This is a genomic window from Streptomyces sp. NPDC030165, assembly GCF_055573595.1.
In genome coordinates this window covers 241047-253636 of sequence record NZ_JBVIBD010000009.1, presented here as the reverse complement: position 1 = coordinate 253636, position 12590 = coordinate 241047, and the positions used below count along the sequence as shown (strand labels likewise).

At 72.7% G+C, this 12590-nt stretch carries 10 protein-coding genes and 1 pseudogene; 8 read left to right on the top strand and 3 right to left on the bottom strand.

Annotated features, from left to right (window positions below; all coding sequences use genetic code 11):
- Positions 1-102: 102 nt before the first annotated feature.
- Positions 103-915, bottom strand: coding sequence for an APH(3'') family aminoglycoside O-phosphotransferase (locus ACZ4Z1_RS19360; protein WP_468487796.1), 813 nt, complete (start codon positions 913-915; stop codon positions 103-105).
- Between the two features lie 77 nt (positions 916-992).
- Here ACZ4Z1_RS19360 and ACZ4Z1_RS19355 point away from each other — a divergent pair, with 77 nt between their 5' ends.
- The 4 genes from ACZ4Z1_RS19355 to ACZ4Z1_RS19340 all read left to right on the top strand — a co-directional run bounded on the left by ACZ4Z1_RS19355 (position 993) and on the right by ACZ4Z1_RS19340 (position 4471).
- On the top strand, positions 993-1466 hold the full coding sequence (locus ACZ4Z1_RS19355; protein ID WP_468487795.1) for a MarR family winged helix-turn-helix transcriptional regulator: 474 nt from the start codon (positions 993-995) through the stop codon (positions 1464-1466).
- Positions 1467-1589: 123 nt separating this feature from the next.
- On the top strand, positions 1590-2366 hold the full coding sequence (locus tag ACZ4Z1_RS19350) for an alpha/beta fold hydrolase (protein ID WP_468487794.1): 777 nt from the start codon (positions 1590-1592) through the stop codon (positions 2364-2366).
- A gap of 81 nt (positions 2367-2447) precedes the next feature.
- Positions 2448-3137 (top strand): TetR/AcrR family transcriptional regulator, encoded by a 690-nt coding sequence (locus ACZ4Z1_RS19345; RefSeq protein ID WP_468487793.1) that lies wholly within the window; start codon positions 2448-2450, stop codon positions 3135-3137.
- Positions 3138-3238: 101 nt separating this feature from the next.
- Positions 3239-4471, top strand: coding sequence for an FAD-dependent oxidoreductase (locus tag ACZ4Z1_RS19340; RefSeq protein ID WP_468487886.1), 1233 nt, complete (start codon positions 3239-3241; stop codon positions 4469-4471).
- Positions 4472-4499: 28 nt separating this feature from the next.
- Here ACZ4Z1_RS19340 and ACZ4Z1_RS19335 read toward each other — a convergent pair whose 3' ends face one another.
- Positions 4500-5690 (bottom strand): GDSL-type esterase/lipase family protein, encoded by a 1191-nt coding sequence (locus ACZ4Z1_RS19335; protein ID WP_468487792.1) that lies wholly within the window; start codon positions 5688-5690, stop codon positions 4500-4502.
- Positions 5691-5719: 29 nt separating this feature from the next.
- On the bottom strand, positions 5720-6301 hold the full coding sequence (locus ACZ4Z1_RS19330) for a TetR/AcrR family transcriptional regulator (RefSeq protein ID WP_468487791.1): 582 nt from the start codon (positions 6299-6301) through the stop codon (positions 5720-5722).
- A 522-nt stretch (positions 6302-6823) separates the two neighbouring features.
- On the opposite strand from ACZ4Z1_RS19330, the gene ACZ4Z1_RS19325 reads away from it, so the two are divergent.
- The 4 genes and pseudogenes from ACZ4Z1_RS19325 to ACZ4Z1_RS19310 all read left to right on the top strand — a co-directional run bounded on the left by ACZ4Z1_RS19325 (position 6824) and on the right by ACZ4Z1_RS19310 (position 12470).
- Positions 6824-9451 carry an MXAN_6230/SCO0854 family RING domain-containing protein gene (locus tag ACZ4Z1_RS19325; RefSeq protein ID WP_468487790.1) on the top strand — a complete coding sequence of 876 codons (2628 nt, stop codon included), beginning with the start codon at positions 6824-6826 and terminating at the stop codon, positions 9449-9451.
- A 327-nt stretch (positions 9452-9778) separates the two neighbouring features.
- Positions 9779-11323 (top strand): amidase family protein, encoded by a 1545-nt coding sequence (locus tag ACZ4Z1_RS19320; protein ID WP_468487789.1) that lies wholly within the window; start codon positions 9779-9781, stop codon positions 11321-11323.
- A gap of 9 nt (positions 11324-11332) precedes the next feature.
- A pseudogene (locus ACZ4Z1_RS19315) lies at positions 11333-11620 on the top strand (SDR family NAD(P)-dependent oxidoreductase); the annotation flags it as partial.
- Between the two features lie 727 nt (positions 11621-12347).
- The gene (locus ACZ4Z1_RS19310) at positions 12348-12470 is read left to right on the top strand and encodes a hypothetical protein (protein WP_468487788.1); all 123 of its coding nucleotides are present in this window, start codon (positions 12348-12350) and stop codon (positions 12468-12470) included.
- Positions 12471-12590: the final 120 nt, after the last annotated feature.

Below are 12590 nucleotides of genomic sequence, written 5' to 3'. Positions count from 1 at the left end.
TGCCACCTGAGTTGTCAGGTGCGTGCGCCTAGGTGACTACTGGTGGGGCAAATGGTTGTGCTGTGCCGCCTGTTGTGGGTGTAGATCACAGTGTTGTCGGCCTCACCCCCAGGTGAGCGGATCCAGATGCAGGTAGAAGCGCTCCCGCTCGCGGTCGAGGGCGATTCCGTACCGGGCGGCGAACGCGTCCTCCGCCGCGGCCGCCTGCGCGGCGTCGGCCCAGGTCTCCCGCGCGGTGGCGAAGAGGAGGGCGAGATCGGCGTACGGGTCGGCCTGCCCGAGGCGGCCGAGGTCGATGAAGCCCGACACGGTCAGGGTGCCGGGGTCGAGCACGATGTTGGGCAGGCACAGGTCACCGTGGCAGACGACGGTCTCGGCGGCTTCCTGCGCGAGGCGGTGCCCGAGCTGCGGGGCGATGCGCGCGAGCAGTTCCTCGGGGTCCGTCCGCTGCTGGTGGACGGGGAGGAACTCCGGGTTGACCGCTTCCCGGGCCACGACGTCACGGGCTGTCGCGAACATCCGGGTGAGATCGCGCGTGTAGGGGCACTGCGGCGCGGGCAGGCTGTGCAGTTGGCGTACGGCATCCGCGATCGGCCCCCACGCCGCCCGGAGCTCCGGAGCCGGTACCCGGTCGGCGGGGACGCCTTCGACGGCGGTGGTCACCATCGCGGCACCGTCGGCGCTCACGCGCCAGTCGAGCACGCGCGGGCACGGGACGCCCTGCCTGCCGAGCCAGTCGACGCGGTCCCGCTCCGCCTCCAACGACGCCGTGTGGCCGACGGGTACACACTTGGCGTACCGCTTCCCGTCCGCGGAACGGAAGACACCGGCCTCGGACTCCCCGTCCATGACGGGCGCCCACCCGGCACCGTCGGCGGGCAGCAGCGTACGGAAGTCGGTCGACGCATCGCTCACGCCCGCCAACCTAGCCAGCGGGGCCGGTCACCCGCACCGCAATTCCCACGTGGCAACCGAGGTGTCATGATGGGAGGGTGAGCGAGGAGAACGGCAGTCAGGCGCCCGGGGACCCGGGTGACCGGTTCGTGGAGGTCTTCAACCTGGTGGGGCCGCTGTACCGGCGGGCCCAGCGCAAGGTGGAGCAGGATGCGCCCCTCGAAGGGCTGTCGGTGGGGGTGCGGGCCGTCCTCAACATGCTCCGGGAGGACGGGCCCATGACCGTGCCCCAGATGGGCCGGGCCCAGGCGCTGAGCCGTCAGTTCGTGCAGCGGATGACCAACGACGCGGCCGGACTCGGCCTGGTCGAGTTGCTGCCCAACCCGGCTCACAAGAAGTCCTCGCTCATCGCGCTCACCGCGAAGGGCCGGGCCGCCATCACCGCCGTGATCGACCGTGAACGGGCAGCGCTGCGCCAGGCCGGCGCCGGTCTCACGGAGGATGAGGTCGCCGCGTGCGTCCGGGTCCTCTCCCGCCTGCTGCACTCTCTCGACGACGTGGATGTGAACTGAGCCCGCGTCAGGCTCCGGCGGACTGCCGGACGTGCGCCCGCACCTCACCTGGCCCCGCCCGCCTTCCTCCAGAAAATGACACCCGGGTTGTCATGACCCCTCGCTTGTGACACCTTGGTTGTCATGGATGACCTTTTCTGGCACGACTCCGGTAATGGCCGCCCTCTCGTCCTGCTCCACGGCGGCTTCCTCGATCACCGAATGTGGTCCCGTCAAATCCCGTACTTCGCCGGGGACTTCCGCGTCCTCGCCCCGGACGCCCGCGGTCACGGCCGCTCCGCCAACGCGACCGGGCCGTTCCGGCCTGCCGACGACCTCGCCGGGCTGCTGCGCCGGCTGGACACCGGCCCGGCGATCCTGGTGGGCGTCTCGATGGGGGCGGGTACCGCCGTCGACACGGTGCTGGAGTATCCGGAACTGGTCAGCGGCCTGGTTGTCAGCGGCGCGGGCACCAGTGAGCCGCACTTCTCCGACCCTTGGACCACGCGGACCATGGCCTCCTGGCACGCGGCGATGTCGGAAGGTGATCTGGACGCCGGCGTGGAGGCGTTCACCCTCTTCGCCGCGGGGCCGCACCGCGGCCTCGATGATGTCGACCCCGAGGTCGCGGACGAGCTCCGCGACATGACCAGGGGCACGCTGCTCAAGCACAGCAGCGGCGAGCCCAACCTGATCGACCCGGTCCGTGACACGTGGGAGCGGGCCGCCGGTATCGAGGTTCCCGTACTCGCCGTGAACGGCGGTATCGATGCGCCGGACCACGTCGGGATGGCCGAGCGCCTCGTCCGGACCGCCAGGAACGGCCGCGCGGTCTCCGTCGACGGTACTGCCCATTACCCCAACATGGAGCGCCCGGACGAGTTCAACGAGATCGTCGGGAGCTTCCTGAAAACCCTCTGACCAGCGCGTTTTCTCCGTCGGTTGCCCACCTGGCATCCTGACGAACTTGTTCGTCACGAACGTGTTCGTTACGGTGACGGGGTGACTCCACGCAACCCTGCCCCGCGCGGCCGCCGTGAGCGGCCCGCCAAGCCCGCCCTCACCTACGAGGGCATCGTCGCCACCGCCGTCGCCCTGATGCGGTCCGAAGGGCTGCAGCGGGTGACGATGCGCCGCCTGGCCCAGGAACTCGACACCGGCCCCGCCTCGTTGTACGTGTACGTGGCCAACACGGCCGAGCTGCACGCCGCGGTCCTGGAGGAACTTCTCGGCGAGGTCGACCTCACCCCGGTCCGTGCGTCCGGCGACTGGCGCGACCGGCTGGTGGCGCTCCTCGGCTCCTACACGCACACCCTCTTCCAGCACCCCAGCCTGGCGCAGTCCGCGCTGGTGGCCCGTCCCCGCGGGGCGAACTACCTGGCCCTGGTCGAGGCGGTCCTCGCCCTGCTGCACGAGGGCGAAGTCCCCGACGCGCAGGCCGCCTGGGGTGTCGACATCCTGCTCCAGGTGGCCACCGCCACCGCCGCCGAGCAGGCCGTCCGCGACCGCGACGCCGCCGCCGAGGGCGAGCACGAGGCACTTGTGAGCGCGCTGCGGCAGGCCACGCCCCTTACGTATCCGCGGATCGCCGCCCTCGGCGACGACCTGTTCTCCGGGACCGGCGAACAGCGGCTGACGTGGTTCTTCCGCCTCCTCGTCAATGGCATGGAGACCACTCCGCGGCGGCACTGAGGCACCTCCGCGTACCCCCGCGGGCGCGTCCCGGACCCACTCCACGTACGCCACCGCATCAGCCGTCCCGTCACCGAACGGAGAGACATCCCAGCATGACCATGACCGCCAGTCCCACCCCCGCGTCCCCCACGCACCACCGCATCGCCATCGTCGGCGCGGGCCTCGGCGGCCTGACCCTGGCCCGCGTCCTGCACGTACACGGCATCGACGCGGTGATCTACGAACTCGAAGCCGGCCGGCACGTCCGTACCCAGGGCGGGATGCTCGACATCCACGAGGACACCGGCCAGGCGGCCCTGCACGCCGCGGGCCTGCACGACCGGTTCCGTGCCCTCGTCCACCAGGGCGGTGAGGCCCTGCGCGTCGTCGACCCGCGGGGCACCGTCCGGCTGCGGGAAACGGACGAGGGCGACGGCACCCGCCCCGAGGTGGACCGCGGCCAACTGCGCGACCTGCTGCTGGACTCCCTGCCCGAGGGCACTGTCCGCTGGGGGAGCAAGGTCACCGGCGCGCGGGCGCTGGGCGGCGGACGCCACGAGGTGACGCTCGCCGACGGCACCGCCTTCACCACCGACCTGCTCGTCGGCGGCGACGGCGCCTGGTCGAAGATCCGGCCGCTGGTCTCGCAGGCCGTCCCCGCCTACACCGGCATCTCCTTCGTCGAATCCGACCTGCTGGACGCCGACACCCGTCATCCGGACAGCGCCGCGCTGGTCGGCGGCGGCTCCTTCTTCTGCCTCGGGGACGAGCGCGGGATCCTCGCCCACCGGGAGCCCGACGGGAGCCTGCACATCTACACGGCGCTCAAGACCGGCCCGGACTGGGCCGGCACCGTCGACTTCGCCGGTGCCGGCGAAGTCGACGGCACGGGTGCGGACACCGGCACCGGAACAGAAGCCGCCCCCGGCCTCGACACCGACACCGACACCGCCAAGAAAGCCGTCCTCGCCCACTTCGACGGCTGGGACGACGGCCTGCGGGCGCTGATCGCCGACGCCGACGGCGCGCTCGTCCCGCGCCCGATCCACGCCCTGCCCGTCGGCCACCGCTGGGACCGCGTCCCCGGCGTCACCCTGCTCGGCGACGCCGCCCACCTGATGTCCCCGTTCGCCGGGGAGGGCGCCAACCTGGCCCTCTTCGACGGCGCCGAACTCGGCCGGGCGATCGCCGCCCACCCCGGCGACACCGAGGCCGCCCTCGCCGCCTACGAAGAGGCACTGTTCCCGCGCAGCGAGGCGTCTGCCGCGGAGTCCGCCGCCAACCTGGAGCTGATGTTCAGCGAGCGGGGCCTGGCGCGCCTGCTCGCCATGTTCGCCTCCTACCAGCAGTAAGGCGCTCGAAAGCGGCGGCGGAGCCGCGTCAGACGCCGGTGCCCCGGTCCGTGAAGACTCCGCCCTCGGCGAAGACCAGCTTGGCGAAACGCTCACCGATCCGGCGGTGGGCGGCGGCGTCCGGGTGCAGATCGTCGGGGAGCGGCAGCTCGGCGGCGTCCGCCTCGCCGTACAGCTCGCGGCCGTCGAGGTGGTGCAGATGCGGGTCCCCGGCCGCCCGCTGCGCCACGATCCGCGCCAGCTCCTCCCGGATGACGTTCAGGGTCAGCTTCCCGCTCGCCCGCTCCGCCGGGTCACCCGCGGCCCGGAACCGCAGCCGCCCGGCGCCGAGGCCGGAGAAGTCCGGGACGCTGGGCCCCGGGGTGTCCTCGTGGACCGGGCACAGGATGGGGGAGACGACCAGCAGCGGCGTGGTGGGGTGCCCCTCGCGGATGGTGTCGAGGAACCCGTGGACGGCGGGCCCGAAGGCACGCAGCCGCATCAGGTCGGCGTTGACCAGGTTGATGCCGATCTTGACGCTGATCAGGTCCGCGGGGGTGTCCCGCAGCGTACGGGCGGTGAACGGGTCGAGCAGGGCGCTGCCGCCCAGCCCCAGATTGACGAGGTCCACGCCGCCCAGGGAGGCGGCCAGCGCGGGCCAGGTCGTGGTCGGGCTCGCGGCGTCGGAACCGTGGCTGATCGAGCTGCCGTGATGCAGCCACACCCTGCGGCCCCGGTCCGGCACGGGCTCGACGGGGGCGTCGGTGCGCAGGGCGAGGAGTTCGGTCGTCTCGTTGTGCGGCAGCCAGATCTCGACGTCCTTCAGGTCGCCGGACAGGCCGGCGAAGCGCAGGGTGCCGGCCGGGCCGGGCCGGTGCTCGGCGGTCCCGGCGGACATGTCGATGGTCAGCGTGTTGCCGCCCGGCACGCTCGCCTGGTCGGTCAGCCGGCCGTCGACGACCAGGTCGTACACGCCGTCCGGGCGGGGCGGGACGCCCACGTAGTCCCGTTTGGTGGGCCGCGTGACCAGCTCGACGGCGGTGGCCCGGGTGCGGAAGGCCAGCCGTACGCCGGAGGGCTGGGACTCGGCCATGGCCAGCTGTCCGTCGTTGCCCTGGGCGCGGGCCCAGGCGGGCAGCCGGTGCGGCAGCACCCCGTCCTCGGTGCGCTCCAGCTCCAGGGCACCGCGCAGGAGGTCCGCGGTGATGGGCGTGTCGGTCCAGTTGTCGTCGGTGTGCATGGGCTCAACCTGTCGATCGAAGTGTTCCGTCAGGGCAGTTGGGGTGCGGGCCAATTCCGCAGCAGGGCGTCGAGGGCGTCCAGGACCCGGGTCCAGGTCTCGTCCGAGTCGGGGGCGCTGTGGCTGAACCCGCCTCCCAGCTCCAAGCTGACGTATCCGTGGAAGACGCTGCCCAGCAGCCGGACCGCATGGGTCTGGTCCGGCTCCGTGAGGTCGTACCCGCGCAGGATCGCCCGCGTCATCTCGGCGTGTCTGCCACCGGCGCTGGCGGCGGCCGTCGCCGGGTCGAGCCGCAGCTGCGCCGCCGCGTACCGGCCGGGGTGCTCCCGCGCGTAGTCGCGGTAGACGTTGGCCAGCGCGGCCAGGGCGTCCTTGCCCGCCCGCCCGGCCAGCGCGGCGGCACCCCGGTCGGCGAGTTCTTCCAGGGCGAGCAGGGCGATCCGGGTCTTGAGGTCGTGCGAGTTCTTCACGTGCGAGTACAGGCTCGCGACCTTCACGCCGAACCGCCGGGCGAGCGCCGACACGGTCACCTCCTCGAAGCCGACCTCGTCGGCCAGCTCCGCACCGGCCTGAGTCAGCCGGTCCGTGGTGAGCCCTACGCGTGGTGCCATGGCCTTCCTTCCGTTTGCCGAATACGAGTGTGCACGTGCCTACAAGGCTTAGGCAAGTCATCCGCTTGCTTAGGTTCGTGTCTGCCGCAGCCAAGGGCGGCCGGGAGGCCGGCGGCGTACGAGCCCCCACCGGAAATCCGTTGGGCACCTCTTCCCGTACTTGGTAATGTGTGCGCCGCGGGGCGGCTCCGCAGTGTGCTTCCTTCTCTTCTTTCCTCGAAATCGAGTGCGCTCCCTTTCCGCCCCGCGTCAATGTCTTCTCCGCACTGCGTGTTTCGGAAGCGGACGGGCCGTGTACGGCGGCGGGCGCCGCAGAATGCGGATGCAACGGGCCGTACCGGCTTGATACTTTCGCCGCGTGCGGCACGGGGTGCCTGCGATTCGTCTCCTCGTCAATGCCGCGACGGAAAGCCGGCCCACCCCGTCGTGCCCACATCTCGTAAGAATGCGCGCGGCACCGGTTTTCGCAGACCGGTTTCGCGCCGGCGCCCGGGATTTCCGCCGGGTGGGGGAGGAACGGCCTTGACCATCACCACCAGTTCGACCCGTACCGACAGCCGCCGCGGCCTCGCTGCGGTGCTGCTGTCCCGCCGTGGCGCGGTCTATTTGCCCGCCACCGCCACCGCCACCGAGAGCGCGGACACTGCCTGGTCGGCGGTGGACGGCCTGGCCGGGGTCCAACTGCTGGAGGCCGATCTGCTGGACCGCGGGTACCTGATGTCGGCAAGCCTGCGGCAAGCCCTGGCCGCGATGAACGCCAAGGCGCTGACCGACACGGGACGCACCCTCCTGGCGGCCGTCGACGCGAGCCTCGGGGCGGACCGCGACCACACCCCGCTCTTCCGCGGCTTTCCGCAGACCACGCCCGCCGACACGTTCGCCCTGTACGTGGACCGCGTCCTGTCGGTGCTGCTCCAGGCGCCCCGGCAGCCGTGTGTCCTGTGCGGTACGGACGGCTCGGTGCACGCTCTCTCGCCGTGCGCGCACCTGGTGTGCCGCGTGTGCTTCGACGGTACGGACTACTCCGCCTGCCCCGTGTGCAACCGCCGCCTCGACGCCGACGAACCGTTCCTGCGCCCGCGGGCGCCGCGCCCGGCGGCCGATTCCCGCCGGGCCCTGCCGGACCGCCTGCGCGTCCTCGCCCACGGCGGTGACCTCACCGCCCGTACGACCGACGCAGGCCGTGAGCTGAGCACCCTTCTCGCCCGCACCGGCGCGCTCGGCCCGCAGGACACCGACGACCTGCACACCCTCCTGGAAACCCGCGACCGCACCGACCTGACCTGGCTGCCCCGCACCCTCCCCGGCCGCGAGACCAAGGCGCGCGTCCTGGCCTGGCTGCTCGCCGACCCGGCCGCGTACGCCGTGACGCTCCCCGTGGCGGCCGGGCTGATGGACACCGCGACCGACGTGCTGCGACTGCTCGTCGTGCGCTCCGGCGGTGACGCCGGCCTGGTCGACGTACCCCGTTTCGGCCAGGTGCCGCGCCCGCTGCGGCGCGCCTTGCTGTCCGTACTCGACCGGCTCGAACCGGCCCTGGCCGTCGAGGACATGCGCCGCCACCCGGCCGCGTGGAAGCACGCCGCCGAGCGCCTGCACCCCTTCGAGTACGCCGGGCGCTACCCGCGGGCCGCGCTCGCCGTCGCCGTACTGCGCGAGGTACGGCTCACCGACGACGCCCTGTCCCAGCGACTGCGGGAAGCAGCGCAGCACCTGTCGTACGCCGACGCCTCCGGTGACCGGGTCCGCCTGCCGCACTGGCCCGGCCGGGTCGAAACCGCCCTGGCCGGACGGGACCTCACGACCGCCGTCACGCTGCTCGCCCAGCGCCCCGGCGAACTGCTGCGCCGCCTGGACCACCTGCTGCGCCTGGCGGACGACGGCATCGACACCGTTCTGGCCGCGCTGGAGAAGGCCGTACGGCGGGTGTCCCCGGCCGTCCTCCTCTCGGCGCTCGGCGAGATCCGGACCCGCGCGACCGCGGGACACGACCGGGTCTTCTTCCCCAAGGGCGGCAACGCCAGGGCGCACATCGTCGAGGACGAGCGCGCCCCGCTGCCGGACGATGCCGTCGGCCGTACGGTGGCCGTCCTGACCGGCGAGGTCCTGCGGCGTGCCGCCACCCGGCCGGCGGTCGAACTGGCCCTCGTCGACGCGGCGCTGAACGGCGTGATCGCGCCGTTCGCGGAACGGACCGCTTCGCGCGCGCTCGTGACCCTGCCGCGCGGCAGCGAACTGCCCGTGCCCGAAGGGCGGACGCTCCGCCTGTTCCTGCACTGGATGGAGAGCGCCGCCTCCGGACGCACCGATCTGGACCTGTCGGTCGCGATGTACACCGCGGACTGGCAGCACACCGGCACCTGCGACTACACCAACCTGCGCTACGCCAGGACCGCCGCCGTGCACTCGGGCGACCTGACCAGTGCGCCGGCGCCGCGGGGCGCGGCCGAGTTCGTCGACCTCGACCTGGAGCAGCTGGCCGCCGCCGGAGTCCGTTACGTCGTGGCCGTGGTCTTCGCCTTCAACAACGTGCCCTTCGAAGAACTCGCCGAGGCGTTCGCCGGGCTGATGGTCCGCGACCGGCCGGGGAAGGCGGGCCCGGTGTTCGACCCGCGCCAGGTCGAGCAGCGCTTCGACCTGACGGGCGGCGCCCGCGTCGCGGTCCCGATGGTGGTCGACGTGGCGGGCCGTACGATGCGCTGGCTCGACATCGCCCAGGGAGTCACCGGCACCCACCACGCCGTACACCGCCACGCGGACGTCCTGGCCACCCTCGGCCGCGGCCTGACCGGCCTGTTCACCTCCGGCGCGCGGGTCGGCCTGGGGGAGCTGGCCACCTGGCAGGCCGCCGCCCGCGCGAGCACCGTCGTCGTACGCCATCACGACGGCTCCACGAGCACCTACCGGCGGCGCGACGACGAGGACCCCGCGGCGTTCGCCGGCCGGATCGGCACTCCGGCCACCGACGACGGCGCGGGCCCGGCCCCGGACCTCGGCCGGGCGCGGCTGGCGTACCTGCTGCGTGGCGACGTCCCGCTGCCCGCGCGGGCAGAGGTGTACGCACTGCACCCGGCGGGCCTGGACACGGGTACGGTCGGGCTGCTGACCGCCTCCGACCTCGTCACCTCGCTGGCGGACGCCAGCGGGTGACCACCAGGTCGGTCCCGGCGGACCAGCGACTGCCGGTGCTGGTCCGAGCCGTCGACGGGCTGGTCCACCCCGACGGCCTTCACCGACCGCGCCTTGCTCCTGAACTCCCCCGGAACAGCGCCCCCTGCTTGTTCCCGCCCTTGGAGAGGAAGACGAAGCCCTTGGCCGTCGGGGAGGCGGAGCGCCCCTGGGCGGTGCCATACTGGTCGGCACGCCCGGCCGCTGTGGACCGGTCCGTCCGGACGGGCGGCAGGGCTCCGTGGCCGCATCTGCCGCTCTGCCTACCGGGCCACCGGCACTGATCGGTACGCCTCGGGAGGAGGCGGGATGACCGCTGACGGAGGCCCCGCCCCGCGGACGGCGTACGAGGTGGCCGCCGAGGTGGCTGCGGGACGGCTCACGGCCCGGGAACACGCAGCCCGGGCGTTGACGCCACGCCGCCTGTCCCACGCGCGTGACCTGCGCGCCTTCATCAGCGTTGACCCCACTGCCGTGTTCGCCGACGCCGAGCGCGCCGACCGGGCAGCCATGACGGACGAAGCGGCGCAAGACCGGCAGGCGCCAGATCACCAAGTTCCGGACCGGCGGGACGGAGCCGAATCCACCGGCACCGAACTCCCCTTGCGGGGCGTACTGCTGGCGGTCAAGGACAACATCGATGTCGCGGGACTGCCCACCACCGGCGGAACGCCGGCACTGCGCCGGCACCGCCCGGTGCGTGACTCCACCGTGGTGCGGGCACTGCGCGACGCGGGAGCGGTCGTCCTGGGCAAGGCCGCCATGCACGAACTCGCCTTCGGTGCGACCAGCGACAATCACGCGTACGGCCGGGTACGCAACCCCTGGCGGCCCGACCGGATAGCGGGCGGCAGTAGCGGTGGCACCGCGGCAGCCGTGGCGGCCGGTCTCGTCACGGCCGGGCTCGGCACCGAGACCGGGTGTTCCGTACGTCTTCCGGCCGCCCTGTGCGGGGTGGTGGGTTTCCGGCCGACGACCGGCCGCTACCCCGCTCAGGGAGTCCTGCCCCTGTCGTGGACCCGGGACACCATCGGCGTCATGGCGCACACCGTCGAGGACGTCTGCCTCCTGGACGCCGTCATCAGCGGCACGAGCCCCTCCGGCCCTCCGCACCCGGCGGCATTGCCGGAACCTCGTACGGTGCTGCGCGGCCTGCGGTTCGGCGCTCCACGGCACCCGTTCCGGGACGGCATGCCCCTGCCGCTGTGCGCGGCGCTGGACGCCCGGCTCGCCGAACTCGACGCCGCCGGAGCCACCATCGTCGAGGACGATCTGCCGGACGGGACGCAAGCCCACGTGGCGGCCGCCGGGCTGCCCATCGCCCTGTACGAGGTGTCCCGCGCCCTCGACGGGTACCTCCGCGAGCACGGGCTGCCTCTGCGCTTCCCCGAGGTAGCCGCCCGGATCGCCAGCCCGGACGTCGCGGACCTCCTGCGCCCGCTGCCCGGCCACGGGCCGACCGAGGACGCTTACGAGCAGGCGCTGACGGTCCACCGGCCCGCACTCGACGCCCTGTTGCACGCCCATCTCGCGGACCGGCGGCTCGACGCCCTCATCCTGCCCACCGCCCCCGTGACCGCGCCGCGCCTGCTGCCCGGCGAGCGCATCCTCCTCGCGGGCCGCCCGGTCCCGGCGTTCCCCGCCCTCCTGCGCAACACCGACCCGTCGAGCATCGTCGGCTGGCCCGCCGTCACCCTGCCCGCCGTCCGCGACGAACAGGACCTGCCCTTCGGCATCGACCTTCAGGCCCCGGCGGGACGGGACATGACGCTCCTGGAGATCGCGCGCGCCTGCGCCGGTCTGTGGGGACTGCCGAGCCGGGGCCGGGTGGCGCCCTTCGGGTACGGCGGCTGAGCCCTTGCTCTCACCGCACCGCTCCCGCTGTCGCGCCGCATGCTGCCGCACGTGTACGCGGACGGCTCTGGGGCCGCGTCGTCACCATCTCCCGTGTCCACGGGGCTACGGGCGAGAGCCTTCAAGTGCCTTCAAGGCCGCCCAAGTCGCTACACAGCGCGCCCTGGAGGGACTGAGCAAAGGCACCGCGATGGAAGGCGCGGGGTGCGGCGTGACGAGCGACTGCATCAATCCCGGTCCGTGCGTACGCCCCTGGCCGGGAAGCGGATCAGCGACCGGGCCGCGGCTCACGGGATCGACGCGGGGGACGTGTTCGTCGGCGATCAGTCATCACGGTACGTAGCCGCGTGACGTGAGCTCGAGCCGTCCTCAAGGCGCGCGCCGGTAGGCGTCGGCCAGCCTGTTGCGGCGCAACGCCCCTGATCGTAGCCGCCAGTTCGATCCTGCCCGACGGCTTTCGTGGGCGGGATGACGTGTGCGGGTCATGGTGTTGGGTTTCGGCCGCTGTCACCCAGGGTGGTGCTTTGGTCAGTGCCTGGTGCGTTGGTCGGACGCGTCGGCGCCCCGGAGGGCAGTGCGCAACTCCCCCGCAGCGGTGCCCGCGTGGACCGGAACTGGCCAACCGGATCCTGGCCGTGTGCGCTGCGGAAAGGTTTACCCATGTCCCGGAAACGGGCCTTGGAGAGACGGGCCCTGAAGCCTGTCCCGCCGGCCGCACTGGCAGGCGTCGGTGCCTGCCTGGCCGTCGTCGTCGTGCCGTCCGCATTCGGCACGACCACCCCGGCGGCCCCGAGCGGCACCTGCACCATCCGCTCCGCGGACCAGCACTCCGAAGCCCCCCTCAGCTGCCTCGGCGTCACCGCCTCCCTCGACCGCCTGCCCGCCGTTGGCGAACAGGCCGCCCTCACCGTGGACGTCAAGGCGCAGGCCGACGTCGAGACGCCGACCTGGCCGTCCCACTGCCGCCCTCGCGTTGGTCGATCTGTGGTCCCAGGTCGACGGCGGCTGGATGAGGAGCAACACGATGATGTCCCGGAACGCGCAGTCCAGCTTCCGCGAGTACTTCGCCACCGACCGGCCCGCCTACGGCCTGGACACCGGCGCGAAGGCCCGAGGCATCCTCTGCAACCACACCATCCAGTACTGACAAATGACCGACCGGTACTGACCGCGGTCAGCTGCACCACCCCATGGACCGGGCCGGTCGCCGGCCCGGTCCATGTCCGTCCGGTGTGAGGGCCTGCGCCGCTTCCAAGGACTCGCTCGT